Source organism: Acidimangrovimonas sediminis (assembly GCF_002871005.1).
GTDB classification, from domain to species: Bacteria; Pseudomonadota; Alphaproteobacteria; order Rhodobacterales; family Rhodobacteraceae; genus Acidimangrovimonas; species Acidimangrovimonas sediminis.
Genome location: NZ_PHSN01000009.1, coordinates 35,554 through 62,195 on the forward strand (window position 1 = coordinate 35,554; position 26,642 = coordinate 62,195).

At 67.5% G+C, this 26,642-nt stretch carries 27 protein-coding genes and 1 other RNA gene; 17 read left to right on the forward strand and 11 right to left on the reverse strand.

From position 1 onward, the window contains the following. The 8 genes from CVV76_RS09945 to CVV76_RS09980 are packed head-to-tail and all read left to right on the forward strand — an operon-like array spanning position 1 to position 6,411. Positions 1-405 carry a flagellar basal body rod protein FlgB gene (locus CVV76_RS09945; RefSeq protein ID WP_102224499.1) on the forward strand — a complete coding sequence of 135 codons (405 nt, stop codon included), beginning with the start codon at positions 1-3 and terminating at the stop codon, positions 403-405. A gap of 28 nt (positions 406-433) precedes the next feature. Then, a complete protein-coding gene (flgC, locus tag CVV76_RS09950; RefSeq protein WP_102224500.1) occupies positions 434-844 on the forward strand; it encodes a flagellar basal body rod protein FlgC in 411 nt (136 codons plus the stop codon). Positions 845-854: 10 nt separating this feature from the next. Continuing rightward, positions 855-1,187 carry a flagellar hook-basal body complex protein FliE gene (locus tag CVV76_RS09955; RefSeq protein WP_102224501.1) on the forward strand — a complete coding sequence of 111 codons (333 nt, stop codon included), beginning with the start codon at positions 855-857 and terminating at the stop codon, positions 1,185-1,187. 9 nt (positions 1,188-1,196) lie between these two features. Then, entirely contained in the window at positions 1,197-1,466 is a 270-nt protein-coding gene (locus CVV76_RS09960; RefSeq protein WP_102224502.1) for a flagellar biosynthetic protein FliQ, read from the forward strand. Next, positions 1,463-2,434: a lytic transglycosylase domain-containing protein gene (locus tag CVV76_RS09965; RefSeq protein WP_102224503.1), complete on the forward strand. Its 972-nt coding sequence runs from the start codon at positions 1,463-1,465 to the stop codon at positions 2,432-2,434. The genes CVV76_RS09960 and CVV76_RS09965 overlap by 4 nt, the downstream gene beginning before the upstream one ends. Before the next feature lie 4 nt (positions 2,435-2,438). Continuing rightward, positions 2,439-4,523 carry a flagellar biosynthesis protein FlhA gene (gene flhA, locus CVV76_RS09970; RefSeq protein WP_102224504.1) on the forward strand — a complete coding sequence of 695 codons (2,085 nt, stop codon included), beginning with the start codon at positions 2,439-2,441 and terminating at the stop codon, positions 4,521-4,523. A gap of 4 nt (positions 4,524-4,527) precedes the next feature. Then, positions 4,528-5,274 (forward strand): flagellar biosynthetic protein FliR, encoded by a 747-nt coding sequence (locus CVV76_RS09975; protein WP_102224505.1) that lies wholly within the window; start codon positions 4,528-4,530, stop codon positions 5,272-5,274. 9 nt (positions 5,275-5,283) lie between these two features. Beyond that, on the forward strand, positions 5,284-6,411 hold the full coding sequence (locus tag CVV76_RS09980; RefSeq protein ID WP_102224506.1) for an EscU/YscU/HrcU family type III secretion system export apparatus switch protein: 1,128 nt from the start codon (positions 5,284-5,286) through the stop codon (positions 6,409-6,411). A gap of 177 nt (positions 6,412-6,588) precedes the next feature. On the opposite strand, the gene CVV76_RS09985 is transcribed toward CVV76_RS09980, so the two are convergent. After that, a complete protein-coding gene (locus CVV76_RS09985; RefSeq protein ID WP_233192799.1) occupies positions 6,589-7,359 on the reverse strand; it encodes an AraC family transcriptional regulator in 771 nt (256 codons plus the stop codon). Positions 7,360-7,568: 209 nt separating this feature from the next. Between CVV76_RS09985 and CVV76_RS09990 the strand changes: the two genes are divergently transcribed. The 8 genes from CVV76_RS09990 (at position 7,569) to CVV76_RS10025 (ending at position 12,986) form a co-directional block, all read left to right on the forward strand. Continuing rightward, positions 7,569-8,792 carry an MFS transporter gene (locus CVV76_RS09990; RefSeq protein ID WP_102224508.1) on the forward strand — a complete coding sequence of 408 codons (1,224 nt, stop codon included), beginning with the start codon at positions 7,569-7,571 and terminating at the stop codon, positions 8,790-8,792. 202 nt (positions 8,793-8,994) lie between these two features. Next, positions 8,995-9,350: a transfer-messenger RNA gene (gene ssrA / locus CVV76_RS09995) on the forward strand. 105 nt (positions 9,351-9,455) lie between these two features. Further along, positions 9,456-10,103: a DUF1194 domain-containing protein gene (locus CVV76_RS10000; RefSeq protein ID WP_102224509.1), complete on the forward strand. Its 648-nt coding sequence runs from the start codon at positions 9,456-9,458 to the stop codon at positions 10,101-10,103. Between the two features lie 192 nt (positions 10,104-10,295). Further along, positions 10,296-10,748 (forward strand): SspB family protein, encoded by a 453-nt coding sequence (locus tag CVV76_RS10005; protein WP_102224510.1) that lies wholly within the window; start codon positions 10,296-10,298, stop codon positions 10,746-10,748. A 173-nt stretch (positions 10,749-10,921) separates the two neighbouring features. Further along, on the forward strand, positions 10,922-12,322 hold the full coding sequence (fumC, locus tag CVV76_RS10010; protein ID WP_102224511.1) for a class II fumarate hydratase: 1,401 nt from the start codon (positions 10,922-10,924) through the stop codon (positions 12,320-12,322). Between the two features lies 1 nt (position 12,323). After that, on the forward strand, positions 12,324-12,497 hold the full coding sequence (locus tag CVV76_RS10015; RefSeq protein WP_102224512.1) for a DUF4169 family protein: 174 nt from the start codon (positions 12,324-12,326) through the stop codon (positions 12,495-12,497). Next, complete coding sequence (locus CVV76_RS10020; protein ID WP_102224513.1) at positions 12,494-12,721, forward strand: ribbon-helix-helix domain-containing protein; 228 nt, start codon at positions 12,494-12,496, stop codon at positions 12,719-12,721. The genes CVV76_RS10015 and CVV76_RS10020 overlap by 4 nt, the downstream gene beginning before the upstream one ends. Positions 12,722-12,755: 34 nt before the next feature. Continuing rightward, the gene (locus tag CVV76_RS10025; protein WP_102224514.1) at positions 12,756-12,986 is read left to right on the forward strand and encodes an N-(5'-phosphoribosyl)anthranilate isomerase; all 231 of its coding nucleotides are present in this window, start codon (positions 12,756-12,758) and stop codon (positions 12,984-12,986) included. A gap of 52 nt (positions 12,987-13,038) precedes the next feature. Here the strand turns inward: CVV76_RS10025 and CVV76_RS10030 are convergent, their stop codons facing one another. The 4 genes from CVV76_RS10030 to CVV76_RS10045 all read right to left on the reverse strand — a co-directional run bounded on the left by CVV76_RS10030 (position 13,039) and on the right by CVV76_RS10045 (position 17,435). Next, positions 13,039-13,803 carry a polysaccharide deacetylase family protein gene (locus CVV76_RS10030; protein WP_102224515.1) on the reverse strand — a complete coding sequence of 255 codons (765 nt, stop codon included), beginning with the start codon at positions 13,801-13,803 and terminating at the stop codon, positions 13,039-13,041. Between the two features lie 63 nt (positions 13,804-13,866). Then, positions 13,867-15,336, reverse strand: coding sequence for a cytochrome P450 (locus tag CVV76_RS10035; protein ID WP_102224516.1), 1,470 nt, complete (start codon positions 15,334-15,336; stop codon positions 13,867-13,869). Then, entirely contained in the window at positions 15,333-16,571 is a 1,239-nt protein-coding gene (locus CVV76_RS10040) for a hypothetical protein (protein ID WP_102224517.1), read from the reverse strand. The genes CVV76_RS10035 and CVV76_RS10040 overlap by 4 nt, the downstream gene beginning before the upstream one ends. A 111-nt stretch (positions 16,572-16,682) precedes the next feature. Further along, a complete protein-coding gene (locus tag CVV76_RS10045) occupies positions 16,683-17,435 on the reverse strand; it encodes a cytochrome c biogenesis CcdA family protein (protein WP_102224518.1) in 753 nt (250 codons plus the stop codon). A gap of 118 nt (positions 17,436-17,553) precedes the next feature. Here CVV76_RS10045 and CVV76_RS10050 point away from each other — a divergent pair, with 118 nt between their 5' ends. Then, positions 17,554-17,787 (forward strand): sulfurtransferase TusA family protein, encoded by a 234-nt coding sequence (locus CVV76_RS10050; protein WP_102224519.1) that lies wholly within the window; start codon positions 17,554-17,556, stop codon positions 17,785-17,787. Between the two features lie 95 nt (positions 17,788-17,882). On the opposite strand, the gene CVV76_RS10055 is transcribed toward CVV76_RS10050, so the two are convergent. The 6 genes from CVV76_RS10055 to CVV76_RS10080 form a co-directional block, all read right to left on the reverse strand. Further along, positions 17,883-20,735, reverse strand: a complete 2,853-nt coding sequence (locus tag CVV76_RS10055) for an Rne/Rng family ribonuclease (protein ID WP_102224520.1) — start codon at positions 20,733-20,735, stop codon at positions 17,883-17,885. A gap of 637 nt (positions 20,736-21,372) precedes the next feature. Continuing rightward, on the reverse strand, positions 21,373-22,704 hold the full coding sequence (locus CVV76_RS10060) for a sigma-54-dependent transcriptional regulator (protein ID WP_102224521.1): 1,332 nt from the start codon (positions 22,702-22,704) through the stop codon (positions 21,373-21,375). 6 nt (positions 22,705-22,710) lie between these two features. Further along, positions 22,711-24,477, reverse strand: a complete 1,767-nt coding sequence (locus CVV76_RS10065) for a sensor histidine kinase (protein ID WP_102224522.1) — start codon at positions 24,475-24,477, stop codon at positions 22,711-22,713. A 59-nt stretch (positions 24,478-24,536) separates the two neighbouring features. After that, positions 24,537-25,205: a phosphoribosylformylglycinamidine synthase subunit PurQ gene (gene purQ / locus CVV76_RS10070; protein WP_102224523.1), complete on the reverse strand. Its 669-nt coding sequence runs from the start codon at positions 25,203-25,205 to the stop codon at positions 24,537-24,539. A gap of 145 nt (positions 25,206-25,350) precedes the next feature. Further along, positions 25,351-25,590, reverse strand: a complete 240-nt coding sequence (gene purS / locus CVV76_RS10075) for a phosphoribosylformylglycinamidine synthase subunit PurS (RefSeq protein WP_102224524.1) — start codon at positions 25,588-25,590, stop codon at positions 25,351-25,353. 11 nt (positions 25,591-25,601) lie between these two features. Continuing rightward, complete coding sequence (locus CVV76_RS10080) at positions 25,602-26,363, reverse strand: phosphoribosylaminoimidazolesuccinocarboxamide synthase (protein WP_102224525.1); 762 nt, start codon at positions 26,361-26,363, stop codon at positions 25,602-25,604. Positions 26,364-26,642 lie beyond the last annotated feature (279 nt).

Here is a 26,642-nt window from a genome sequence, read left to right on the forward strand (position 1 = left end):
ATGAATTCCGATCAGCTCTCGTTCTTCCGCCTTGCTTCCGACCGCATGGAATGGCTGTCGGCGCGCCAGAAGGTGATCGCCGAAAACATCGCCAACGGCGACACCCCGGGCTACCGCGCCCGCGACGTCGCCCCTTTCGAAAACTACGTACAGACAGTTTCAGAGGCTGCCGGGGCGCGAGGCGTATCTGGGGAACAGGGCGGCGCGGCATCGTTTTCCGACGCGATGCCCGTGGATACGGTCGATTCCCCCGACAGCTGGAGCGGCAACCTCTCGGGCAACACGGTGGTCCTCGAACAACAGACCGTCAAGGCGGGGGAGACGGCGGTGCAGTATCGGCTGGCCGCCAACCTGTACCGCAAGGCGCATGACCTGCTGAACATCGCCGCATCCGAAGGCAAGTGAAACCTGATCTATCCTTGGTGAGGTCCCCATGGACGTTCTGAAATCCATCGCCAGCATCGCGGCCAGCGGCATGCGCGCGCAGGGCGAGCGGCTCAAGATCGTGTCCGAGAACGTGGCCAACGCCGAATCCACCGGCACCACCCCGGGGGCCGATCCCTACCGGCGCAAGACGGTGAGCTTTGGCACCATGGTCGACCAGCAGACCGGCGATGCCGAGGTCCGGGTGACCGAGATCGGCCAGGACCGGAGCGACTTTCGCGTGCGCTACGACCCGGCAAGCCCGGCGGCGGATGCGCAAGGCTACGTCAAGCTGCCGAACGTCAACCCGATCCTCGAGATGTCGAACATGCGCGAGGCCTCGCGCAGTTACGAGGCGAACATCAACATGCTCGAGACCGGGCGCAAGATGGAAGAACAGATCGTCGATCTGCTGAAATAGGTGATCCCGGATGACCGACGCCAATTCGATCCTCTCCGCCTCTTTTGCGCGCGGCGCCTACGGCCAGGCCAAGGCGCTGACCGGCGGTGCGGGCGACATGCAGGCCGCCCAGACCACGCCGGGCGGGCAGAGCTTTGCCGAAATGCTGGGCCAGGCGACGGCAGATGCGCTGCAGACCACGCGGCAGGCCGAGGCGACGATGCAGGCGGGCCTTGCGGGGCGCGTCGACACCCAGAGCGTGGTCGAGGCGACGATGGCGCTGGAAAGCACCGTCAAGGTGTCGGTCGCGGTGCGCGACAAGCTGGTCTCGGCCTACCAGCAGATCATGCAGATGCAGATCTGAGGCGGCACGATGGACGAGGCCGATGTCTACGCCATCCTGTCGCAGACGCTCTGGGCGGTGCTGATCGCCTCGGGGCCGATCCTGGCGCTGGCGCTGGTCGTGGGCCTGGGGATCGCCTTCTTCCAGGCGCTGACCCAGGTGCAGGAGATGACGCTGACCTTCGTGCCGAAGATCGCGGCGATCTTCGTTGGGCTGGTGTTCACCCTGCCCTTCATCTTCGCCACGCTCGACCGGCTGGCGCTGCACGTCTTCGACCTGATCGCCACGGGGGGAATATGAGGCGCGTGCGGCCCACGGCCCTCGTCGCGGCCGCCTCCGCGCTGCTCCCCGGTGCAGTTTGCGGTGCAGCTTGCGCTGCGCTTTTCGGTGCGCTTCTGGGCGCGATCTTCGTCGTCCCGGCGGGGGCCGAGGGCTGGGCTGGTTTCTATACCCCGACCGCCCGTCCGGCCGCCGCTGCGCCAGTAGCGCCCAGCGGCCCCCTGCCCGCGCCGACCCTGCCCGGTGGCGCCTTGTCAGCCCCCACCCTGCACAGTGCCACCGCGCCCGGTAGCGAGGTCTGCCTGAGGGCAATCCTCGACGCGCAGGCGCGCTATGCGATCCCGGGAAACCTGCTGCTGGCGGTGGGCCTGCAGGAGGCGGGACTGAAGCGCTCGGGCCGGCTGACGGTCTGGCCCTGGACCGTGAACGCCGCGGGCGACGGCCGGATGTTCGAAAGCGCCGGGAAGGCGAAGGCCTGGGTGCGCGAGCGTCAGGCGGCGGGGGTAAGTTCGATCGACATCGGCTGCATGCAGGTCAATCTGCGCTGGCACCCCGACGCCTTCCAAAGCCTCGACCAGGCTTTCGACCCGGCGACGAACGTGGATTACGCGGCGCGGTTCCTGAAGGATCTCTACGACCGGACCGGGAACTGGCTGAAGGCCGCAGGTTCCTACCATTCCTTCAACGAGGCGGCGCGCAATCGCTACCTCGCCGGCCTCACCCGCAACCTCGAGGTGGCGAACGCCCGCGCGCCGGAATTCGCCCGGCGTCTTGGCCCGGCGCAGCTGATGACGGCCTCGGCCCCCGCCGCGCCCGGCGCCACCGTGCACCATGCCCCGCGCCCCGCCTCCGACCCCGAACCGCAGATCCCGCAGCCCGGCATCGGCTGGTGGGCGGCCCTGTCGGACAGGTCGGACGCGCCCCGCGTCTCGATCTATTCGGCGCGGGAATTGCAGCCCGTGTTGCCGGCCTTCCGGCAGGAGTTCTGAGACGATGAGCGTGCAGAGCACCAATCCGCCCCTCTGGTCCCGCCTCGGCATGCAGAACCGCGACGTAGCCTTCGCGGTGGGCGTGGTCCTTGTGCTGGGGATGCTGTTCGTCCCGCTGCCGCCGCTCCTCCTGGACTTCGGCCTCGCGATCTCGCTCTCGCTCTCGGTGCTGATCCTGATGGTCGCGCTCTGGATCCCGCGGCCACTGGAGTTCAATTCGTTCCCCACCGTCCTTCTGATGGTGACGATGCTGCGGCTGTCGCTGAACATCTCGTCCACGCGGCTGATCCTCAGCCGGGGCCACACCGGGCCGGACGCGGCGGGCGGCGTGATCGAGGGCTTCTCGCGCTTCATCGTCTCGGGGGATTTCGTCATCGGGATCGTGATCTTCGCGATCCTCGTGGTGATCAACTTCGTCGTCATCACCAAGGGCTCGACCCGGATCGCCGAAGTCTCGGCGCGGTTCTCGCTCGACGCGATGCCGGGCAAGCAGATGGCGATCGACGCCGACCTCGGCGCCGGGCTGATCGAAGAGGCCGAGGCACGCCGCCGCCGCAAGGAGCTGGAGGATGAAAGCGGGTTCTTCGGTGCCATGGACGGCGCGTCCAAGTTCGTGCGCGGCGATGCTGTGGCCGGACTGATCATCACCGTGATCAACATCGTCGGCGGCATCCTGATCGGGGTGATCCAGCACGGGCTGTCGATCTGGCAGGCGATGCAGAACTATACCACGCTGACCATCGGCGACGGGCTGGTGACGCAGATCCCCGCGCTGGTCGTCTCGCTCGCCGCGGGCCTGATCGTGACCAAGGGCGGCACGGTGGGCGCGGCGAACGAGGCCGTGCTGGGCCAGTTGTCGAGCTTTCCCAAGGCGCTTTACATGGCCGGGGCACTGCTGGCCGGGATCGGCCTGCTGCCCGGCTTTCCCACGCTGGTGTTCCTTGCCATGGCCGCGCTTATGGCCGGCCTTGGCTACAAGATGCAGGAGCAGGCCAAGACCCGCGCGGCCGATGCCGCCCGGGCCGAGGCGATGAAGGACGTCCAGAAACCCGGCGAGGAGACGACCGAAAGCCTCCTCCAGCTCGACGATCTCAGGCTGGAGCTGGGCGCGGGGCTGGTGCCGCTGATCTCGTCCATCGACTCGGCCCTGCCCGGCAAAGTGAAAAGCCTGCGCAACCTCTTCATCAAGGATTACGGCTTCGTCCTGCCCGCGGTCCGGATCAAGGACAATGCGAACCTGCCGACCAACAGCTACGCCATCACCGTGCAGGGGGTGGAGGTTGCGCGCGGCGAGGTGCGCCCGGCCGCGATGATGGTGCTGAATCCCGGCGGCGAACCTATCGCCATCCCCGGCGAACCCACGAAGGAGCCGACCTTCGGCCTTTCCGCCCTCTGGATCGACCCGGGCCGATCGGGCGAGGCCGAGCGGCAGGGATACACCGTGGTCGACCCCGAAAGTGTCATCACCACCCACATGACCGAGGTGATCAAGGAGCACATGCCGGAGCTGCTGACCTACGGCGCGACGCAGGAACTGGTGAAGAAGCTCGACCGCGATTATCAGAAGCTGGCGGGCGACGTGTCGGGCGCGCAGCCCGTGGTCCTTCTGCAGCACGTGTTGCAGGCGCTGCTGGCCGAGCGCGTGTCGATCCGCAACCTGCCGCTGATCGTCGAGGCGGTGGCCGAGGCAAGCACGCGCAACCAGAACGTCACGATGATCACCGAACACGTGCGCGCGCGCCTCGCCAACCAGATCTGCAAGGCGTTGACCGATCCGGCGGGGTTCGTCCCGGTGCTGGTCATGTCGGCCGCCTGGGAGAACGAGTTCACCGAGGCGGTGCGCATGAACAACGGCGAGCGGTCGCTTCTGATGTCGCCGCAAAGGGTGCAGGAATTCGTCATGGATGCGCGCAAGCAGATCCAGGCCCATGCCGCGCGCGACGAATGGCCCGCGCTCATGGTCTCGCCCGAGGTGCGGCACTTCGTGCGCAACATGCTCGAACGGGTCAGCCCGATGACGCAGGTGATTTCCCATAACGAGATCCACCGCAAGGCGTCGCTGCGCACGATGGGCACGATCGGGGGCTAAGGGCATGGAGGCCTTCGCAAGCGGCCAGACCTTCGGCTTCTTACTCGTCATGGCGCGGCTGGGCTCGGCCCTCATGTTCATGCCGGGCTTCGGCGAAAGCTTCGTCTTCCTGCGCGCCCGGCTGGCGCTGGCGCTGGTGATCTGCCTTGCGCTCTACCCCGCGACGCCGGTGCCGCCGCTGACGCCCGACCCGGTGACGCTGGCCCGGCTGATGGCGGCCGAGGTGACGGTGGGGATCTGGATCGGCCTCGCCGCCCGGGTGATCTTCAGCGCGCTGGAATTCGCGGGCGCCCAGGTGGGTCAGGTCTCGGGCCTCGCCAACGCCTTCGGGCCCAGCCTCGGCACTTTCCAGGGCGCCACGATGGTCGCGACCTTCCTGACCATGGGCGGGCTTGCCGCGCTCTTCGCCACCAACACGCATTACCTGATCATCCGCGCGCTGCTCTACTCCTACGTGGTCTTTCCCTTCGGCCAGCCGATCCTGGGCGACATGGCCGACCAGATGGTCCGCGCCGTCTCGGGCAGCTTCTACATCGGGCTGACGCTGGCCGCGCCGTTCCTCGTGATGGGGCTGATCCTCAACCTCGGCCTCGGCCTCGCCAACCGGATGCTGCCGACGCTGCCGGTGTTCTTCGTCGCGGGCTCGGTCCTGATCGGAACCGGTTTCCTCATACTCGCCGTCGCCGTCCCTTCGGCTCTGGCCGCCTTCATCGACCGCTTCGGCCAGTGGTTCGGCAGCTTCACGATGTAGGGGGCGGGGATGGCCGAGGACACGCAGGACCAGGGCTCCAAGACCGAGCAGCCGACCGAGAAGAAGCTGCGCGAGGCCCGCAAGCAGGGCGACGTTCCCTCCTCGCGCGAGCTGGGCGCGCTGATGGCCTTCCTCGCACTCTTCGCGATCGTGGTCTTCGCGCTGCCCCGCCTCGCCGGGTCATTGGCCGAAACGCTGGGCACAGCCTTCTCGGCGGCCGGGCAGGTCGAGGTCGGCACGGGCAATTCCGGCCTCACCGACGTGGGCCGGATCCTCGGGCACTACGGCCTCTCGGTCGGCCTGCCGCTGCTGCCCGTTCTGGGCGGGATGGTGTTCGCCGCGCTCTTCGGCGTGCTGATCCAGGGCGAGACGGTGGTCGCGGTGGAACGGATCCGCCCCAAGCCCGAGAAGCTCTCCCCGCTCGCGGGGCTGAAGCGGATCTATTCCGGCCAGGCGCTGATCGAGTTCGCGAAATCCGTGGCCAAGGTGCTGGTGATCGGCGCGCTCGCGCTCTGGATTACCCGCAATGCGGTGCGTGACCTCTGGCAAGGCCCCGGCCTCGACCCCGAGGCGCTGCCCGCCTACATGGCGCATTTCGCGGGCCTCCTGCTGGCGGCGACAGCAGCCTTTCTGCTGCCGGTCGCGGTCGCCGACATCGTCTGGAAACGCCTGTCCTGGCTGAAGAAACAGCGCATGACGCTCAAGGAACTCCGCGACGAGCACAAGGAGCAGGAGGGCGACCCGCAGCTCAAGGCAAAGCGCCAGCAGATCCAGCGCCGCCGCGCCCGCCAGCGCGCGGCCCGGGCCGTGCCCACCGCCAGCGTCATCCTCACGAACCCCACCCATTTCGCGGTGGCGCTGCGCTACGAGATGGGCCGCGACCATGCCCCGGTCTGCGTCGCCAAAGGCGCCGACCTGATGGCCCGCCACATCCGCCATCTCGCCCGCGACCACGACATCCCGGTGATCGAGAACAAACCGCTCGCCCGCCTGCTCCACGCCAGGGTCGAGATCGACCAGACGGTGCCGGTCGAACACTGGCAGGCGGTGGCCGAGATCATCGGCTACGTCATGGATCTGCGCCGCAACATCCGCCGCAAGCCCCCCGCCGGGTCCGAGCTCCGCCGCGACGACTGACCCCGGCCCCCGGAAACGAAACCACCCCGACGAGCCAAACCGCCCCCCTCACTTTCTGCTCCAAAATATCCCGGGGGGTGCAGGGGGCAGCGCCCCCGCCGGCCCTGCCCCCGCCACCGGCACCTCACCCCGGATAATGCGCTCCCAAATCAGGCCTCGCACATCACCGCCCCCGGATCACGCGCCCCCCATCTCGCGGTAACTCCTCGGCGGCGCCCCGAGGCTGCGGGTGAACATCGCGCTGAAGGCCGCCGGATTGGCGTAGCCCAGGTCGAGCGCGACACTGGTGACCGGTTCGCCCGCCGCAAGCCGCGGCAGGGCGGCCATGATGCAGGCCTGCTGGCGCCACGCGACAAAGCTCAGCCCGGTTTCGGCGCGGAAATGCCGGGTGAAGCTGCGCCGGCTCATCCCCACGGCCCTGGCCCAGTCGTCGATCCTGTCGCGGGGCCGCGGCCCTGCCAGGAAGGCGCGGCAGCGCGCCGCCAGCGCCGGATCCTCGGGCAGCGGCAGGGACAGCGGCAAGATCGGCAGCCGCGGCAATTCCTGCTGGATGAGCGCCATCACCATGCCGTCGCGCCCCGCGACATCGTATTCCGCGGGCAGGGTCACCGCCTCGGCCAGCAGGTTGCGCATCAGCGGGGTCATGCCCAGCACCTCGCAGGCCGCCGGCATCGCGCGAACCGCCCGCGGGGTGAAATAGAGGCTGCGCATCCGCACCCGGCCCAGCATCCGGACCGAATGGGTCACCCCCGCCGGGATCCATAGCCCGCGCTGCGGCGGCATCATCCAGGCGCCTTGCGAGGTCTCCACCATCACGACCCCGGTCGATCCGTAGAGCAGCTGCGCCCGGGCATGGACATGCTCGGGCACGACGTCGCCGGCCTCGTAATCGGCGCCCCGCGCCACGACCGGCCGACGCAGTTCCGGGTGGGAATGATCGACGTCCACGCGGACCTCCTCCTCCCGCTGCGGGAGGACAAGGGATGACATGGCCCAGTCGCACAAGTCAATGGCCCTGACCGGGTTGCGGGCCGCGCGCGGAACGCTCTATCAACCGCCTCAGGACAGGACGACACCGCGGCCCCGTCCCTCCCCACCGACCTCGGCCCCGGCCGCCGGCACACCGGGGCGGCGCCACACAGGACGACGGAAACGAGATGACAGCCACGACCACCAACAGCCCCCCAGGCCCCGCCCCGGGCCGGCCCGCCACAAGGCCGGCCTTCGGCGCGCTCGGCGCCGCCAGCCTCAGCCACTTCCTCAACGACATGACGCAGTCGCTGTTCCTGGCCTCTTACCCGCTCTTCAAGGGCGGGTTCGCGCTGAGCTTCGCGCAGATCGGGTTCCTGACACTGACCTACCAGGTGACGGCCTCGCTGCTGCAGCCGGTCATCGGGCGTTACACCGATCGCCACCCGCTGCCCTATTCGCTGCCCTTCGGCATGGCCGCGTCGCTGGCCGGGCTGCTGTCGCTGGCGTTTGCCACGAATTACGCGATGCTGGTGATCGGCGCCGTCCTTCTCGGGACCGGTTCCTCGATCTTCCACCCCGAGAGTTCGCGTATCGCGCGGCTGGCCTCGGGCGGGGCGCACGGGCTGGCGCAATCGGTGTTCCAGATCGGCGGCAATGCCGGTACCGCGGTGGGGCCGCTGCTGATCGCGTGGTTCGTGCTGCCGCACGGGCGCCACGCGCTGGCCTGGTTCGCACTGACCGCCCTCCTCGGCGTCATCGTGATGAGTTGGCTCGGACGCTGGTACAGCGCGCATCTCAAGGCCCGGCCGGCGGGCCGGACGACCGCCGCGATCCCCCGCGACCCGGCGCTGGTGCGGCGGGTGATGGCGCTTCTGATCGTGCTGATCATGTCGAAATACCTCTACGTCGCCTCGATCAGCTCCTACTACATCTTCTACCTGATGCACCGCTTCGGGATCTCGGAGCATGCCGCCCAGATGGACCTGTTCGTGTTCCTCGCCGGCATGGCAGTGGGCACGATGATCGGCGGGCCGATCGGCGACCGGATCGGACGAAAGCGGGTGATCTGGATCTCGATCCTCGGCGCGCTGCCCTTCACCCTGGCGCTGCCTTACACGCCGCTTGCGGTGACGGTGGGGCTGAGCGGGGTCGTGGGCGTGATCCTCGCCTCGGCCTTCCCGGCGATCGTGGTCTACGGGCAGGAGCTGATCCCGGGCAAGGTGGGCACCGTCTCGGGGCTGTTCTTCGGCCTGGCCTTCGGGATCGGCGGCCTGGGCGCGGCACTGCTGGGCATCGTCGCGGACCGGATCGGAATCGACGGGGTCTACCGGATCTGTGCCTTCCTGCCGGCGCTGGGGCTGCTCGCGGTCTTCCTGCCCGACCTCGACCGCGAGGCGCAGGCGGATTGAACGAGAAGGCCGGCGCCAATTGCTGCGGCGGGTCCGGGGGTCACACCCCCGCATCCACCGCATCCGCGGGGGTTTCACACCCCCGCACCCCCGTGGGATATTTTCACTCCGAAGAAGAACAGGACGGCTTCGATCTGTCATCCCTGCGGCGAGGGCCCGAGGCGGCGGGGGCGGCGTCTTTGCCGCCGTCAACGTCGCGCGCCCCCTTGCGGCGGCCCGTCCGCGCCACTACATTCGCCTTGTCCCTCTTCGGGGGGACTATGGACATAAACGCGCTCGTAATAAGCGGATCGGACCCGGGGGCGGTACCCGGCGGCTCCACCAATACTCCCTCGTTGGGGGCGGAGGGGGCCGAAACAGGATCGACGAACGTCTAAAGGGGTTTGCTTTGTCCCGGTGAGGTACCACCGTTATCGGTCCGATATGTACAGTTGCCAACGACAACCGTGCTCCGGTCGCTCTGGCTGCGTAAGCAGCTCGGGTAACCGAAATCTAAGCCCTGGCGCCTAGCAGCGTTCAGGCGGGGTTCGCAGGTACCTGGCAACAGAAACCTGCACTTCTCCCCCTCTTTCTCCGGTCAGGTTCCCTGTCGTGCTGTCCCAGCGCGCGTTCCAGGCGCACGGTCCGCTTTGCGAAGGGCGGCGCGCGTGGCATCCTTGCCGGATGATCGCCCGCTGCCTTCTCGCCCTCGCCCTGACGACAGCCCCCGCCGCCGCCTGCGAGACGGCGCTGCTGCTTGCCATGGATGTCTCCGGCTCGATCGACGCGGGCGAGTACCGGCTTCAGCTCGAGGGCCTCGCCGCCGCGCTGAGCGACCCGACCGTGGTCGAGGCGCTGGTCTCCGGCGGGGACCTCATCGCGGTGATGCAATGGTCCGGCGCGGGCCAGACCCGGCTTTCCCTGGGCTGGACCGAGGTAACAACCCCCGCCGCCGCGATGGCCCTTGCTGCGCGGGTACGTGCCCTGCCCCGTGCCTTCGGGCGCTCCGACACCGCGGTCGGCGATGCCATCGCCTTCGCGGCCGACCAGTTCTCCGGCGCCGCACGGTGCCGCCGCCATGTCACCGACATCTCGGGCGACGGGCCGGTGAACGCCGGCCGCCCCGTCGGCCCCGCCCGCCACGCCGCCGAGCTGCGGGGCATCACGCTCAACGGCCTCGCGATCGACGACATGGGTCGCACCGTCACGAATTTCTACGCGGGCCACGTGGCCACCCGCGACGGCTTCGTCGTCACCGCGCGTGGCCACGAGGACTACCACCGCGCCATTCGCCTCAAGCTGATCCGAGAACTGAACCGCCCCTCCAGCTGACCCTGCCGCTCGCGCCGGGGTGCCACACTTCCCTCTTCTTCTGAGCGGAAATATCCCGGGGGATGCAGGGGGCAGCGCCCCCGCCCTCGGGTGCCGCATTCCTGCCGGCCCGGCGACTTTCCCCCGCTGGGGCCTTTCCTTCGGTCCCGAATCCCCTATGCTGGTCTCAAGAACGTCACGAGGGCTCCGGCGATGTCGCGCACCATCGATTATGGAAACCTGATGCACCGCGCCATGCGCGCGCTGATTCAGGAGGTGCTGGAGGATGTGGCCGACCACGGCCTTCCCGGCGCGCACCATTTCTTCATCACCTTCGACACCCGCGCCGACGGCGTGGAGATGGCCGACTGGCTGCGCGACCGCTACCCGGCCGAGATGACCATCGTCATCCAGCACTGGTACGAAGGGCTTGAGGTCACGGCCGAGGGTTTCTCGATCACGTTGAACTTCGGCAACCAGCCAGAGCCGCTCTACATCCCCTTCGATGCCGTGCGCACCTTCGTCGACCCCTCGGTGGAGTTCGGCCTGCGGTTCGAAAGCACCGACGACAGCTCGGACGAGGCCGAGATGGAGGAAGATGCCGAGGAGGAGGAAGCCCCGCAGAAGGACGCCGAGGTCGTCAGCCTCGACAGCTTCCGCAAGTAGCATGGGCCTCGCAGGGGCCACACGGGCAATTGCTCCGGCCCTGCCCTTGACCTTGTCACGGCCCTGCCCGGGCCCGGTCATGGCACACCTTAGTATACATCGGCATACCGATTGATTTCGGAGGGGCATGGGGCTATGTGTCGCGCAGTTCTCCCAAGATGAGGCCCGCCGACATGACCGACACCCAGACCCGGACCGAGACCGACAGCTTCGGCCCGCTCGAGGTTCCCGCCGACAAGTACTGGGGCGCGCAGACCCAGCGTTCCATCCTGAACTTCCCGATCGGCTGGGAAACGCAGCCGGTGCCGATCATCCGCGCGCTGGGTGTCATCAAGAAGGCCTGTGCGCAGGCGAACCTGACCAACGGGTCGATCGACAAGGATGTAGGCGAGGCGATCGTCGCCGCCGCGACCGAGGTGATCGAGGGCAAGTTCGACGACAACTTCCCGCTGGTCGTCTGGCAGACCGGGTCGGGCACCCAGTCGAACATGAACGCGAACGAGGTGATCAGTAACCGCGCGATCGAGATGATGGGCGGCGTGATGGGCTCGAAAAAGCCCGTGCACCCGAACGACCATTGCAACATGGGCCAGTCGTCGAACGACACCTTCCCCACCGCCATGCACGTGGCGATCGCCATGCAGGCGCGCGACGTGCTGCTGCCGGGCCTGAAGAAGCTGCACGACGCGCTGGACGCGAAGGCGACCGAGTTCAAGGACATCATCAAGATCGGCCGCACCCACACCCAGGATGCGACGCCGCTGACGCTGGGACAGGAATTCTCGGGCTACACCCACCAGGTCAAGAAGGGGATCGAGCGGGTCGAGGCCACGCTCGGCGACATCTACGAACTGGCGCAGGGCGGGACCGCGGTCGGCACCGGCCTGAACACGAAGAAGGGCTGGGCCGAGCAGGTGGCGGCCAACATGGCGACGATTACCGATCTGCCTTTCGTCACCGCGCCGAACAAGTTCGAGGCGCTGGCCGCGCATGACGCGATGGTCATGTTCTCGGGCGCGCTGAAGACCGTGGCGGCCTCCCTTTTCAAGATCGCGAACGACATCCGCTACCTCGGTTCGGGCCCCCGCTCGGGCCTGGGCGAGCTGATCCTGCCGGAGAACGAGCCCGGCTCCTCGATCATGCCGGGCAAGGTGAACCCGACCCAGGCCGAGGCGCTGACCATGGTCTGCGCCCATGTCATGGGCAACGACGCGGCGGTGGGCTTTGCCGGCTCTCAGGGCGCGTTCGAATTGAACGTCTACAACCCGATGATGAGCTATAACGTCCTGCAATCCATGCAGCTTCTGGGCGACAGCGCCTCGGCCTTCACCGACAACATGGTGGTGGGCATCCAGGCGAACGAGGCCCGGATCGAGAAGCTGATGAAGGAATCGCTGATGCTGGTGACGGCGCTGGCGCCGACCATCGGCTATGACAACGCGACCAAGGTGGCCAAGACCGCGCACAAGAACGGCACCACGCTGCGCGAAGAGGCCGTGGCGCTTGGCTTCGTCGACGAGGAAACCTTCGACCGCATCGTCCGCCCCGAGGACATGATCGGCCCGAAGGACTGAGATGGCGGATCTCGTCAACCTCAACAAGGCGCGCAAGGCGAAGGCGAAGGCCGATGCCCGCGCCAGGGCGGACGAGAACGCGGTGAAGTTCGGTCGCACCAGGGCCGAGAAGAAACTTGAGACGGCGCGGACCGAGAAGGACCGTGCCGATCTCGACGGGAAGAAGCGCGAATGAGTGCGGGCCGAGGTGGTCGCCCCGTGAAGCGGTCACTGACGCTCAAGGGCCACCGCACGAGCGTTTCCCTCGAAGATGCCTTCTGGCGCGCCTTCCGCGAAATCGCCGCAAAAAAAGACATGGGTATCAATGAGCTGGCAGCCGAAATTGATGCGGCGCGCGGGGTCGAGAGCGGCCTTGCCTCCGCGATCCGGGTCTACGTGCTGAACCACTATCGCGGTTAACCGTGCATTTACCTTGTCCTGCGAAGATCGCGGGATGAAAGACCTGCCCGCTCCCATCGTTCCCGGGGTCTGGCTGCGCCAGATCTTCACCGCCAAGGAAGCCGCCGAGGGCGGGATCGTCCGGCGTAAGGTGCGTGACGTCGACCGGATCATCGGCCGAAGCACCTTCGAGGCGGAACTGCGCCGACGCGGCTTCCACGCGGTCGAGAACGCGGGGCAGTTCGTCATTTTCTGCAATCAATCTCCGGTGCGCGTTCTGTGCTAGCGCCAAATTCCTTCGAAGGAATTTGCAAAAGTCTTCGAAGACTTTTGGCCGCCTATGCCGCCACGGTCACCTTAACCCCCGTCTCCGACAGCCGCACGAATCCCATCCCGCGTGCCTTCAACGCACGGATCCCCTCTGCGACACCCGCCCCCGCGTGCTTCTCCGGGTGGTTGATGTGCGAAATCAGAACCGCCCCGTCCTGCGCCCGCCGGTAATTCGCCGCCACCCGCGCGGCCGGCAGGCTTGCGCCGTCATCGCCGTTGATCGAGAACCCGGCGACACGGTAGCCCAGCCCCTCGATTTCCTGGATCGACGCGCTGGTGTAAAGCGCGGTCGCCCCACGGAACCAGCGTGGCCGCAGCCCGCCTGCCGCCACGATCAGCGCGGCGCCCCCCTCGACCTCCAGCGCGACCCCGTGCGGCGATCCGGCCGCGGGCACGCCCCAAAGCTTCACCGCCTCGTCGATCGCCGCGTGATGATGCAGCCCGTGATTGCCGATCTCGAACAGGTCGGGCCGCGTCACCAGGCGGTCAAAGATCGGCCGGTTGCGTTGCAGCCAGGGTCCGGCGACGAAGATCGTTGCCGGGATCCGTTCCGCCAGCAGCAGATCGAGGATCCGGTGATCGGTCTCGCCGCCGCAGGCATCGAAGGTCAGCGCGACACGCGGGCTTTCGTCCCCCGTCCCCTGCAGGTGCATATGGGGCTCGAGGAAGTCGCGCGGCCCCAGCGCCACCGCCGGCGCTGCCAGCGCGGGCACCAGCGCCCCCGCCCCGGCAGACGCCACGAAAAGCCGCCGCGTCAGGCCCTGTCTGTCCATGATGTCACCGAAATAAGCCTCTGCTGGGCGCTAGCGAAACCACGCTGCCGCGATCCGCGCAATTCACGTTCGCGCGGAAAGCCTGAGCCAGATCCCTTCCGCCGACCGCACCGTCAGATGCGCCACAGGAACCGGCTCGCGCCCCGCCGCCGTCTCAAGCCGGAAGTCCCGCAGGATCATCGACAGGAGCAGCGGCCCCTCGGCCATGGCAAAGCCCGCACCGGGACAGACGCGCGGCCCGGTCGAGAACGGGATATAGGCGTTTCGCAGGCAGGCGCGCCCGTTTTCCGTCTCCCACCGGCCGGGATCGAAGCCGTCGGGATTGTCCCACAGCCGCTCATGCCGGTGCAGGTGCCACGGCGAAATCACCACCTGCGCCCCCGGCGCGACGGGCCGGTCGCGGAACATCTCACCCCTCGTCGCCTCGCGCACGAACATCGGCACCGGGGGGTACAGGCGCATCGCCTCGCGGAACACGGCGCGGCTGAGCTTCAGCCCGCTGAGCATTGAAAAGTCTGGGCTTTCGTCATCCAGAACGTGTTGCGCCTCGGCCGCGACCCGGTCCTGCCAACCGGGGTTCTGCGCCAGCAGATAGAGGGCCCAACCCAGCGAGGAGGCCGAGGTCTCGTGCCCGGCGAGGAAGAAGATCGCGACCTGATCGACCATCTCCGACGTATCGAAACAGGCGCCGGTCTGCGGATCAGGCGTCGTCATGATCTTGGTGACAAGGTCGTCCGGCGCGGTGCCCGCCGCAATCTCGGCGGCACGGGCCGTGGTCAGCCCCTCGATCAGGCGGCGGATCCGCGCCGCCGTGCGCTTCGTGGCCCGGGAATGAAAGCGCGGAACCCAGCGCGGCAGCGGCAGGAAGGCACCCAGGTTGACCACCGGCGAGGCCCTCTGGTGGGCGCGAAACTCATGGAACACGGCGCCGGCAACCTCGTGTTCGATCGGGATCGAGAACAGGGTGCGGAAGATCACATCAGCCGCGACATGCGAGGTTTCCTCCTCTATTTCAATCTCTTCCGCGCCGGTCTTCATGCCGAGACGGGCAACACAGGCAAGGCCCGCCTGCCACATCGCGGGGAATGTATCGCGCAGGCGCCCGCCCTCGAACGCCGGGTCGATGATGCGGCGCTGGCGGGCCCATGTCTCCCCGTTGGTGACGAAGACGCTGTCGCGCAGGAGGGGGCGCAGCCCCTCGCGGATTCGGTCGGATTTCGGGAAGTCCTTCGGCCGGGTCTTCAGCACCAGATCGACCAGTGCCGGATCATTGCACATGTAGCTGCGGAAGAACGGGGTGCGGAACTCGGCCATCCAGGCGCGGTAGAGGCGTGCGGGCTGGGCCGAGAGGATATCCTGCCGGAACAGCTTCAGATACCGCAGGAGCGAAACCTTGTCGGGCCGCGGGATGGGCTTTGGCGGAACCGGTCCCCGCTCTCCATGACCCCGGGGATCGGCGTCGGGCGCATGGGACACGGGGCAGCGCGCAGCGCCTGCCCCGTCCCGATCCTGCCCTGCGTCAGAAAGGCTCATGCCGCCATCGAGGTGTGACGCGAGCGCGGGCGCTCGATCCGGCTGCGCGAGGGTTCCCAGCCGGCGTAGCGCGCACCCAGGGTAAGCGGGCCAGCGGTGATCTTGAAGTAATCGTAGTGATCGGGCCGGTCGAAGGCGCAGAGATACTGGAAATGCAGCCGGAAGAAGCGCCAGCGCAGCGCCTTCCACCGCGCGGGCGACAGCGTCTGGGTGAAGGCGGCCGAAAGCACCAGCGGCCAGCGCTTCCCCTCCGGCGCCACCCCCGACACCGCCACCGGATCGCAGAGCGCGAAGGCGCATCCGTCACCCGGCGCGGTGATGTCGACCCAGGCGATCTCGTCCCGGGCAGAAAGGTAGTTGAGGTCGGCGCGCAGCCTGTCGGCCCGTGGCAGGAACGACACCATCGGCACCACCTGGCCCAGCGTCAGGAACGATAGCACCGGCGGCCCGCCCACCCTTTCGTTCCGGGGCAACCCGTCGCGGATCAGGTCGGCGAGGATCGACACTCCCAGATGCGCGCCCGAGGAATGGCCGACCACCAGCACCTCGTCGAAATCGCCGGCCAGCGCCTCGGCCAGGGTCAGGCGGAAGGCCGTCATCCGCGCCTCCAGTTCCGGCGGGTTGGCGCCGCCCGTGCGGGCGGAATAGGCATAGTCGTGCATCAGGTAATAGGCGAAAAGCTTGCCGTCACGCGCGCGGAACCAGTGCAGCACCATGGGAATGACGACGATCGCCGCAATCCAGCCAGCCCAGGCGGGCAGCACCAGCGCAACCAACGCCCCGACCATCCACCCAAGGCCCACGGCCAGCACGAGCTGCGCGATCAGCATGAAGACCGGGTAGAGCGCGGCGATGATCGGCCCCTTGCGCAGCCCCATCAGCCGCCATAGCGCCCCCGAGGCGATGTAGATCCAGGCGGTACGCACCAGTTGCCAGTAGGTCGCGGCGATGCCCTGCGCCATCGACTGGCGCACGATGTCGGACCAGACCAGAACGTCGACCTCGGCCTCCACCTCGGCGCCGTCGATCGTGGCGTCGACGAACCAGCCATAGCCGCCCTGCCCGCGTTCCGGAGAGCGCCGCGGCGCGATCTTGACCCGGTAACCCGAAAGCGCCGCCTGCGCCGCGCTTTCCTTGCGGTAAAGCTCCCGGTAGCGGCGGGGATGAATGGGATCGTAGCCGGGAATGTAGAACACCCGGCGCCGCGCCACCCTGCCCTGTTCGACCTCGGCCATCTGCTTGATCCTCGTCACCCGGCCGACGATAGCCCGGGTTTCGGGCGAAAGTAAGGTTCCGGCAAGGCCAGCGGGTACATAGGGGCCCGCACGCCCCTCCGGGGGCCGAGATCAGCCCAGCTGTGCCAGCCCCGGGAAGCTCTCGAGCAGCCAGTAGGAGAAGGACGACAGCCCCCCGGTCAGCATCAGAAGGCCGATGGTCCACAGAAGCAGGCCCATGATCCGCTCGATCCGTTCCATGTGCCGTTTCATCCAGGCCATGAAGCCGTGCAACCGCGGAAAGAAGGCCGCGACCAGCAGGAACGGAATGCCCAGCCCCAGCGCATAGACCGCCAGCAGGAAAGTGCCCCGGGCGACGTTGGCCTCCTGCGCGGCAAGCGACAGGATGGCGCCCAGCTGCGGGCCGATGCACGGCGTCCAGCCGAAGGCGAAGGCAAGCCCCAGCACGTAGGCGCCCAGCACCGAGCCGCCGCGGTCGCCCGCGTGCAGCCGCATCTCGCGGTCGAGGAAGGGGATGCGGAAGACGCCCACGAAATGCGCCCCGAAGACCATCACGATCACCCCCGCCAGCGTCGAGAAGATCCGCGCGTTCGACAGGAAGAAGGCACCGAAGGCCGAGGCGGCGAAGCCAAGGAACAGGAAGACCGTGGAAAGCCCCAGCACGAAGCCGACCGCCGCGGGCACGGCGCTGCGCCTGCTGCCGTCGCGGCCCTGCAGCTCGGTCACCGAGATCCCGCCCATGTAGGCAAGGTACGGCGGCACGATCGGCAGCACGCAGGGGCTGAGGAACGACAGCACCCCCGCCATCAGCGCGATCGCCATGGCGGGCAGCAGGCTTGCGTCGATCAGATCGAATCCGGCCATCTCACTCGTCATCCTTCCGGCTTGTCCTGCAGGCTTTAGCCCAGCCGGCGCGCGCCGTCACCCTGCCGCGGCTGACAAATGCGTGGACAGGCGCTGCGCGCGCGCCTATGCCGCGGGGATGGACGAGAGGATCGAGGAGCTGGACGCCGAGGGGCTGCTGTGCCCGCTCCCCGTCCTGAAGACCCGCAAGCGGCTTGCGGCGCTGGCGCCTGGCGCGCTGCTCAGGGTGCGCACTACCGATCCCGCGGCCGAGATCGACCTGCCCGTCTTCTGTGCCCAGGCCGGGCATGACCTCGTCTCGGTCGCGCGCGACGGCGGGGCGGTTATCTGCCTGATCCGCCGGGGCGCCTGAACGCCCTCTCAACCGAGACGGCGCGAACATCCCCGAAACGGGAAACGCCGGGGAAAACCCCGGCGTTTCGATCATCTCGACACTGTGGCGGCGCCTCAGCGCGACCACCAGCCGGTGCGCTTGGGACGGCCGTCCTCTTCCGGCTCGGCCCCGGCGGGGGCCGGTTCCGGCGTCGGCTGCGGCGCGGGTTCAGCCGCAGGCTCGGACGCCGCGGGCGCGGGGGCCGGTTCCGGCGCGGGGGCGGGCGTCTCCGCCACCGGAGCCTCAACCGGGGTCTCCTCCGCGGCAGGGGCCGCCTCCTCGACCTTTTTCTTCGCGCGGCTGCGCGTCGAACGGGCCTTGACCGGCTTCTCGCCCTCGGCTGCCTCTTCGCCTTCTTTGGCCGCCTTGGACCCGGTCGACTTCGGCGCGGATTTCGACGCCGCCGACTTGGCCGTCGAGGATCTCGACCGGCTCGAGGGCTTTTTCTTCGGCGCTTCCGATGCCACCTCGGGCGTGGCGTCGGTTGCCTCGCTTTCGGCGCTCACCGTGGCGGCACCGTCAGCCGTGGTCTCGGCTGCCTCGACCTTCTTCTTGGAGCGGCTCCGAGACGACCGCGAGACGGTCTTCTTCTTGGGGGCCTCTTCCCCAGTCACTTCCGCGGTCGTTTCAGGGGTCGCTTCCGCGGCCGCGTCCGGAGCCTCGGCGGCCGGAGCCTCTTCTGCCGGGGCCTCGGCAACCGGCTCCGCGGTCGTCACGGGCGCCGGTTCCGGCGTCACCGGGGCGTCGTCGGCCGTTCCTGCGGCTTCCGTTTCCCCAGCGTCGGCGTCCCCGGCCTCGTCGCCGTCCTGACCTTGCTCCGCGCCACCGTTCTGGCCGTTGCCACCGCCACGCCGCCGCCGCCGGCGACGACGCTTCTTCTTGGTCGGTTGCCCCTCGCCATCCTCACGGCTTTCCTCGCGCGTGTCGTCACGGGACTCCTCCGCCGCCTCCTCGGCTTCGTCCTCCGCCTCGACGATATCATCCTCGTCCTCTTCCTCGAGGTCGGGCATGACCGAGGTGTCGATCGACACCACCGGCGCCAGCTCGACCACGCGGGTCGCGGTCTTGAACTTCTCGATGGTGAAGTCGGGGCTGATCAGCGACGGATCGGCCTCGATGCGCACGGACATGCCGTAACGCGCCTCGATCTGCGCGATATGCTCGCGCTTCTGGTTCATCAGGAAATTGACGATCGCGATCGGCGCCTTCAGCAGCACCTCCTTCGACCGCTTACGGGTCCCCTCTTCCTCCAGCGCGCGCAGAATCTGCAGCGCGAGGCTGTCGTCCGAACGGATCAGGCCGGTGCCGTGGCAATGGGCGCAGGGCTGGGTGGTGGATTCGAGCATCCCCGGGCGCAGACGCTGGCGCGACATCTCCAAGAGGCCGAAGCCCGAGATCCGACCCACCTGGATGCGGGCGCGGTCGGTCTTGAGCTTGTCCTTGAGCTTCTTCTCGACGGCGGCGTTGTTCTTGCGCTCTTCCATGTCGATGAAGTCGATGACGATCAGGCCGGCAAGGTCGCGCAGGCGCAGCTGGCGCGCGATCTCTTCCGCGGCCTCGAGGTTGGTCTTGGTCGCCGTATCCTCGATCGAGCCTTCCTTGGTGGCCCGGCCGGAGTTCACATCGATCGCCACAAGCGCCTCGGTCACGCCGATCACGATGTAACCGCCGGATTTCAGCTGCACCACCGGATTGAACATTCCGCCCAGGTACGTCTCGACCTGGTAGCGCGCGAAAAGCGGCAGCGGATCAGCGTATTGCTTCACGTTCTTCGCGTGGGACGGCATGATCATCTTCATGAAGTCCTTGGCCACGCGGTAGCCTTCGCCACCCTCGACCAGAACCTCGTCGATGTCGCGGTTGTAGAGGTCGCGGATAGACCGCTTGATCAGGTTGCCTTCCTCGTAGATCGGGGCCGGCGCGATGGATTTCAGGGTCAGATCGCGGATCTGTTCCCACATCCGCATCAGGTATTCATAATCGCGCTTGATCTCGGCCTTGGTGCGCTTGGCACCGGCCGTGCGGATGATCAGGCCGGCGCCTTCCGGCACCTCGATCTCCGACGCGATTTCCTTGAGCTTCTTGCGGTCGGCGGCCTGGGTGATCTTGCGGCTGATCCCGCCACCGCGCGCGGTGTTGGGCATGAGCACGCAGTAACGGCCCGCCAGCGACAGGTAGGTCGTCAGCGCGGCGCCCTTGTTTCCGCGCTCTTCCTTCACGACCTGGACCAGCATGATCTGCCGGACCTTGACGACTTCCTGGATCTTGTACTTGCGCGGCCGGGGTTTGCGCGGCTGGCGGATTTCCTCGGCCACGTCCTCTTCGGCCACCGACTCGATCTCGGTGTCCTTGTCCGAAGCATCCTCGGCCCCGTCCTCATCATCGTCGTGGTCGTGCCCGTGGTCGTGACCATCGTCCGTGCCCGCCTCGTCGGTGAAGAGGGCATCTGCGCCGGTGTCCTCGCCCAGGTCGACGACGCCCATACCGGCGATGTCGTTGCCTTCGGCGGCTTCGACCTCAGCCGTCTCGACGGCGTCATCGCTGGCCACGGCCTCGGGCTTCGAGGATTTGCGGCTGCGCGAGCGGCGCTTGCGCGACGAGGATTTCTTCTCGGTCTCGTCCTCGTCCTGCTGGCGGGCATAGGCGCGCTCTTCCTCGAGCAGGGCCTGCCGGTCGGCGGTGGGGATCTGGTAATAATCCGGGTGGATTTCCGAGAAGGCGAGGAAACCATGGCGGTTTCCGCCATAGTCCACGAAGGCCGCCTGCAGCGACGGTTCGACCCGCGTTACCTTTGCAAGGTAGATGTTGCCGGCGAGCTGTCGCTTTGCCGCGGTCTCGAAATCGAATTCTTCGACCTTGTTTCCATCCACCACCACGACGCGGGTTTCCTCCGCGTGGGTGGCGTCGATAAGCATCTTCTTAGCCATTGTCTTCCGTTGCACCCGCACGGCACGACACGGCTCCGGGACGGGCTTGCGGCCCTTTGTCCCGGCGGCGCAGCGGAGCGTGAGGGGTGACTTGTTGTGGCGAGCGGGGCCACCGGCAAGACGTGTCGCGGGGCGGTGTCGCGGCCCATCGGCCGGCCCTCTGCCTGCAACATCCTGCCTTGGCGGTCCATCGCGGTCCTGTTCCGGGCACCCGAGCGGGGACCCATGTGAAAAGCCCGTGTTGTCAGTGACTTGGCGGGCAAATTTCGGCCTTTCGGCCCATCGGCCTGCTGACTCCTCGCGCCCGGGTTAGGCACCCGGCGTCCGAGGCAGCAGCGAAACTGGTGAGCGCCGTACACCCGGAGGATGCATGTGCGCATAAAGATGACCATAGCTGCGCTTGGGGATAAAACACAATGGGAAATGTCTCGGGTTCGAGCTGTCCCGGTCCGTGCGGCACGAATACCGGGCATCGGCCCTGACGCTGGCCGGCCCCGGCAGCAGGCCCGCGGCATGGCAGAACGGCCCCGGGTGTCAGGGATCTGCACGCGTCAGGGCCCTGTCCTGCGCCGCGAAATGCAACGGGCGCCGTCCCCGAAGGGAGGCGCCCGCATCGGCAACAGGGTTTGCCCCGGGGTCAGACGTAATCGGCCCGGGTCAGACCGTATTTCGCCATCTTCTCGTTCAGCGTCCGGCGCGGCAGGCAAAGCTCTTCCATCACACCGACGATAGAGCCCTTGTGGCGCCGCATGGTGTTGTCGATCAGCATCCGCTCGAACGCCTCGACGTATTCCTTGAGCGGCTTGCCCTCGGTCGTCATCGCGGGGGCCTGCGTGTCGTCTTCGGGCATGAGGAGCGAGGTGATGGAGCCGGAGCCGCGACGGTTCTGCAGAACTGCGCGCTCGGCCACGTTCACCAGTTGGCGCACGTTCCCGGGCCACGGCGCCTGCAGAAGCTGCGCCGCCTCCTGCGCGGTCAGCTCCGGCGCCTCGCAGCCATATTCCTCGGCGAACTGCTCGGTCAGGCGGGTGAAGAGCGTCAGGATATCCTCGCCCCGCGTCCTGAGGGGCGGCAGCGTGATCTTCAGCGCGGCGAGGCGATAGTAGAGGTCGGGGCGCAGCGCATCCTCGACCGTCTTGCCCTGCGCGTGTTCGTTGCAGATCGCGACGATGCGGGTTTCGGCCGGAGTGCCCTGGTCGTTGATGAAGGTCAGCAGGCGCGCCTGCATCCCCTGGCTCAGCGCCTCGATATCCTCGAGGCAGAGCGTGCCGCCTCGGGCCTCCTCGACATGCGGCAGGCCCATGCCTTCCTCGGTCGGCCCGAAGAGGCGCGTGGCCAGCTCGTCCTCGGCATAGGCGGCGCAGGAGATCGAAACGAACTTCTTGCCCGCCCGCGGCCCCACGGCATGCAGCGCATGCGCCACGAGGGTCTTGCCCGTCCCCGTCTCACCGTCGATCAGCACGTGGCCGTCGGCCTGGCCAAGGTCGAGAATATCCTCGCGCAGCCGTTCCATCACCGGGGACGAGCCGATCAGCTTCTTCATCAGCACGGTGCCGTCCGACAGCTCGCGCCGCAGCGCACGGTTGTCGAGGGTCAGCCGGCGCAGCTGTGTCGCGCGCTTGGCAAGCTCGATCATGCGGTCGGGGTTGAACGGCTTTTCAAGGAAATCGTAGGCGCCCAGGCGCATCGCCTCCACCGCCATCGGCACGTCGCCATGCCCGGTGATCATGATCACCGGCAGTGACGAATCCATGCTCATCAGCCGCTTCAGGAAGGCCATGCCATCCATCCCCGGCATCTTGATGTCACTCACCACAACACCTGCGAAATCCGCCTGGATGGCCTTGAGCGCCTCTTCGGCCGATGGATAGGCCACGGTGTCAAAACCCGACAACGCCAGCCACTGGCTGATCGACTGCCGCATATCCTGTTCGTCATCGACGATCGCGATCTTCATGGCGCGCGTCATGTCACCTCACTCGGCTGCTTCGGCCTTCTTGTTCAATATGGGGAGCTGGACTTCGAAAACAGCCCCCCCGCCCTCGGCGTTGTGCGCCGTGAGCCTGCCGCCGAGGTCGTTCACGATCCCCGACGAAATGGCAAGCCCCAGGCCAACGCCCTCTCCCGGACGCTTGGTAGTATAGAAAGGTTCAAACAAATTCTCGAGATCGGCAATGCCGTGGCCGTTATCGCGCACCGTCAGGGTCGCCGTCTCGCCGGCCGTCAAAAGCAGGTCGATCTGCGGCTCGCGCGCGTCCTTGATCGCGTCGAGCGCGTTGCGCAGCAGGTTGATGATCACCTGCTCCAGACGCACCCGGTCGGCCATCACCATCACCGGCTGGCGCGGCAGGGTGCGGGCGATCTTGATCACCTTGTGCTTGAGCTGGGGCTCCATCATCGACAGCGCCGAAGAGACGGAAACCCTCATGTCCACAGGCTCGAACGCCTCACCGCCCTTGCGGGCATAGCTTTTCAGCTGACGCGTGATCGCCCCCATCCGCTCGATCAGGTCGTCGATCCGCTGGAACGAGGACAACGCCTCGTCCGGCCGCTTGCGCTGAAGAAGGAGACGCGCGCCGGCAAGGTAGGTCTTCATCGCGGCCAGGGGCTGGTTCAGCTCGTGGCTGACGGCGGCCGACATCTCGCCCAGGGCGGCCAGCTTCGAGGATTGCGCAAGGGTCTGTTCGGCCACCGCAAGGTCCTTCTGGACCTTCTCGCGCTCGGCGATTTCCCGCTGGAGACGGGCGTTCAACAGGCGAAGCTCTGCCGATTCCTGCTGGAACAGGATCGACCGGGACCAGGCCTTGCGCGACAGCATGTAGAAGGTAAGCGCCAGAAGGATGGCAAAGCCCATGATCTCCAGCGCCAGGAAGGCGTTCACCCGCTCGCGGATCGAATCGTAGCGGGTGAAGGCGATGAGCTTCCATCCCCGGAACGGGATCTTGGCCTCGTTGCTCATCACCCCTTCGCCATGAACATAAGCGTCCGGCGGGAATTGCGCCCAGTCGGCGGTGGCCTTGATCGCGCGCTCGATCGCCGAGGGCGCATCGCGCACCTCGAGCGCCTGCTTCATCGTCAGACCGCGCCACGAGGGTTCGGTCGACAGGATGATCGTGCCCGCGGTATTCACCACGGCCACGGCATCGGCAAAGCCCGCCCAGGCCCTTTCGAACTTCATCAGATCGACCTCGACCACGATCACGCCCACCGGCTTCTTGTCGTCGAGGACCGAGCGCGAGAAGGTGAACTCGTAGCCCGCGCTCTCGCGCCGGGTCGAGGTGAAGACGGTATCCTTTGCGCGCTGCGCCTCGACGAAGGGCGGCGCGTTCGACAGGTTCTCGCCGATCCGGTTGCGGTCGGTCGCGGCGACCACCTTGCCCTGCTGATCCAGCAGCAGGATCGAGGCGGCGCCGATCTCGGATTGCAGCAGGATCAGCCGCTGCGAGGTGACCGAATAATCGTTCGAGGTCAGCGCCTCGACCAGCGACGGGTCGCGCGCCAGCAGCAGCGGCACGACCGAGTTGCGCTGCAGCTCCGACATCACGTTGCCGGTATAGAGCGCAAGCCGCAACTCGGCGCGGTTGCGGGTGGTTTCGGTGAAACGCTGGGTCAGCCAGGTGTTGGTGACCCAGACCACCCCCATGCCCAGCACGATCAGGGCACCGATGACCAGCCGGACCCGCCAGCTGAACCGCTGCGGTGTCCTGCCCCCCTTGTTTCTGGTGTCCTCGATCAGCGCCATGGCGCGGAAGATACAGCGCGAGCGGCCCCGTGCTCAAGCATCCGTGCGCGGTGCGTCAATCAGGCCGGCGCCATCACGCCCACGAGCGCGCGGAAAAGCACCGAGCCGTCGACACTCCCATGACCCGCGACCATGGCGCGTTCGGGATGCGGCATCATGCCCAGCACGCGCCGGTTGGCAGACAGCACGCCGGCGATGTCGCCCACCGAGCCGTTGGGGTTGCGGGCATAGGTGAAGGCGACGCGATCCTCGTCCCTGAGCTGGGCGAGCTGATCCTCGGTCACCGTGTAGTTGCCATCGTGATGGGCCACCGGGATGCGCACCACCTCCTCCGCCTGCCAGCCGCCGGTGAAGGCCGAGGCCGCGGTGGTGACGTTGAGGTCCACCATCTTGCTGATGAATTTCAGCCCGGCATTGCGCATCAGGGCACCGGGCAGCAGACCGGTCTCGGTCAGCACCTGGAAGCCGTTGCAGATGCCCAGCACGTAGCCGCCGCGATCGGCGTGGCGCAGGACCGAGCCGATGATCGGCGAGCGCGCGGCGATCGCGCCGCAGCGCAGGTAGTCGCCGAAGGAGAAGCCGCCCGGAATGCCGACGATGTCGGTGCCCTCGGGAAGCTCGGTATCCTTGTGCCAGACCCGCGCGACCTCGGCGCCGCCGGCCTCGAAGGCCACGACGAGATCCCGGTCCGCATTGGACCCCGGAAAGGTGATCACGGCCGCCTTCATCGCGCGCCCTCCGCTGCTGCCCATATGCCCGCCGCGATAGCGCAATTCGCGCGCCGCGACCAGTGAAAACGGCCCTAGTCGGGCGCTTCGCTGCTCCTCGTCGCCGCGCGCGGCAGATGGCGAGGCGCCAGCGCCCGGGAAGGCCTCAGACGATCTCGATGTCGTATTTCTCGATCACGGTATTGGCGAGCAGCTTCTCGCACATCGCCTTGACCTGGCCCTCGGCGCCCGCCTTGTCGTCGCCGGCCAGGTCGATCTCGATCACCTTGCCCTGGCGGACGCCCTCCACGCCCTCGAACCCCAGCGTGCCGAGCGCATGGCGCACGGCCTCGCCCTGGGGATCGAGCACCCCCGCCTTCAGCATCACATGCACCCGCGCCTTCATCGGCCATCCCCTCAGTTGATCAGTGTCGGTTTCGTCGCGTGGGTCACGTTCGACGGCAGCACCCCGAGCCGGCGCGCCACCTCGGCATGCGCCTCGGCCATCATCGCGGGATCCTCGGTGCCGGCATCCTTGCCGTACCGCTCGCCCGTGCGCATGTCCCACAGCCGGCAGCTGTCGGGGCTGATCTCGTCGGCGACGATCAGGCGCTGGTAATCGCCCTCCCAGATCCGCCCGACCTCGATGCGGAAATCCACGAGCCGGATCCCCACGCCCATCATCACCCCCGACAGGAAGTCGTTCACCCGCAGCGCCAACGCGACCATGTCGTCGAGATCCTGCTGCCCGGCCCAGCCGAAGGCGATCACGTGTTCCTCGGTGACCAGGGGATCGCCGAGCGCCTCGTCCTTGAAGTAGAACTCCACGATCGGGCGCGGCAGGGCGGTGCCCTCGGCGATGCCGAGACGTTCCGACATCGAGCCGGCGGCGAAATTGCGCACCACAACGGCCAGCGGAATGATCTCGACCGCGCGGATCAGCTGTTCGCGCATGTTTATGCGGCGGATGAAGTGGGTCGGAACGCCGATCGCGTTCAGCCCGGTCATGAAGAATTCCGACAGCCGGTTGTTGAGCACGCCGCGCCCTTCGACCACATCCGGCGCGCCGGACTCGGGCGTCACGCCCTCGTCCTTGAAATACTGCACAAGGGTTCCCGGCTCCGGGCCCTCGTACAGGATCTTGGCCTTGCCTTCGTAGATCTTCTTGCGCCGCGCCATGGGCCCTCCGGGATGCACGAAAGGGGGCACGGCTGATTGCCGGTCCCCCGCCTTGCCTGCCCTATAATCGACGCGAGGCCCTGCCGCAAGGCGGCTGCGGGTCCGGCGGCGTGCCGCAGAGGCTTTGCCTCCCGTATTCGCCGCATCCGCGAGGGGTTTCACACCCCCGCACCCACCGCATCCGCGGGGGTTTCACACCCCCGCACCCACCGCATCCGCGGGGGTTTCACACCCCCGCACCCACCGCATCCGCGGGGGTTTCACACCCCCGCACCCACC

Coding starts and splice junctions, on each gene's coding strand:
- CVV76_RS10045 (WP_102224518.1), bottom strand. CDS start 17,435: ATGGCCGGATTCGATCTGATCGACGCAAGCCTGCTGCCCGCCATGGCG.
- purQ (WP_102224523.1), bottom strand. CDS start 25,205: ATGAAGGCGGCCGTGATCACCTTTCCGGGGTCCAATGCGGACCGGGAT.
- CVV76_RS10030 (WP_102224515.1), bottom strand. CDS start 13,803: ATGGACAGACAGGGCCTGACGCGGCGGCTTTTCGTGGCGTCTGCCGGG.
- CVV76_RS10020 (WP_102224513.1), top strand. CDS start 12,494: ATGAGTGCGGGCCGAGGTGGTCGCCCCGTGAAGCGGTCACTGACGCTC.
- CVV76_RS09955 (WP_102224501.1), top strand. CDS start 855: ATGACCGACGCCAATTCGATCCTCTCCGCCTCTTTTGCGCGCGGCGCC.
- CVV76_RS10040 (WP_102224517.1), bottom strand. CDS start 16,571: ATGGCCGAGGTCGAACAGGGCAGGGTGGCGCGGCGCCGGGTGTTCTAC.
- purS (WP_102224524.1), bottom strand. CDS start 25,590: ATGAAGGCGCGGGTGCATGTGATGCTGAAGGCGGGGGTGCTCGATCCC.
- CVV76_RS10015 (WP_102224512.1), top strand. CDS start 12,324: ATGGCGGATCTCGTCAACCTCAACAAGGCGCGCAAGGCGAAGGCGAAG.
- CVV76_RS09960 (WP_102224502.1), top strand. CDS start 1,197: ATGGACGAGGCCGATGTCTACGCCATCCTGTCGCAGACGCTCTGGGCG.
- CVV76_RS10050 (WP_102224519.1), top strand. CDS start 17,554: ATGGACGAGAGGATCGAGGAGCTGGACGCCGAGGGGCTGCTGTGCCCG.
- CVV76_RS10005 (WP_102224510.1), top strand. CDS start 10,296: ATGTCGCGCACCATCGATTATGGAAACCTGATGCACCGCGCCATGCGC.
- CVV76_RS09980 (WP_102224506.1), top strand. CDS start 5,284: ATGGCCGAGGACACGCAGGACCAGGGCTCCAAGACCGAGCAGCCGACC.
- CVV76_RS10060 (WP_102224521.1), bottom strand. CDS start 22,704: ATGACGCGCGCCATGAAGATCGCGATCGTCGATGACGAACAGGATATG.
- CVV76_RS09975 (WP_102224505.1), top strand. CDS start 4,528: ATGGAGGCCTTCGCAAGCGGCCAGACCTTCGGCTTCTTACTCGTCATG.
- fumC (WP_102224511.1), top strand. CDS start 10,922: ATGACCGACACCCAGACCCGGACCGAGACCGACAGCTTCGGCCCGCTC.
- CVV76_RS10080 (WP_102224525.1), bottom strand. CDS start 26,363: ATGGCGCGGCGCAAGAAGATCTACGAAGGCAAGGCCAAGATCCTGTAC.
- flhA (WP_102224504.1), top strand. CDS start 2,439: ATGAGCGTGCAGAGCACCAATCCGCCCCTCTGGTCCCGCCTCGGCATG.
- CVV76_RS10025 (WP_102224514.1), top strand. CDS start 12,756: ATGAAAGACCTGCCCGCTCCCATCGTTCCCGGGGTCTGGCTGCGCCAG.
- CVV76_RS10035 (WP_102224516.1), bottom strand. CDS start 15,336: ATGAGCCTTTCTGACGCAGGGCAGGATCGGGACGGGGCAGGCGCTGCG.
- CVV76_RS09990 (WP_102224508.1), top strand. CDS start 7,569: ATGACAGCCACGACCACCAACAGCCCCCCAGGCCCCGCCCCGGGCCGG.
- CVV76_RS10000 (WP_102224509.1), top strand. CDS start 9,456: ATGATCGCCCGCTGCCTTCTCGCCCTCGCCCTGACGACAGCCCCCGCC.
- CVV76_RS09945 (WP_102224499.1), top strand. CDS start 1: ATGAATTCCGATCAGCTCTCGTTCTTCCGCCTTGCTTCCGACCGCATG.
- flgC (WP_102224500.1), top strand. CDS start 434: ATGGACGTTCTGAAATCCATCGCCAGCATCGCGGCCAGCGGCATGCGC.
- CVV76_RS10065 (WP_102224522.1), bottom strand. CDS start 24,477: ATGGCGCTGATCGAGGACACCAGAAACAAGGGGGGCAGGACACCGCAG.
- CVV76_RS10055 (WP_102224520.1), bottom strand. CDS start 20,735: ATGGCTAAGAAGATGCTTATCGACGCCACCCACGCGGAGGAAACCCGC.
- CVV76_RS09965 (WP_102224503.1), top strand. CDS start 1,463: ATGAGGCGCGTGCGGCCCACGGCCCTCGTCGCGGCCGCCTCCGCGCTG.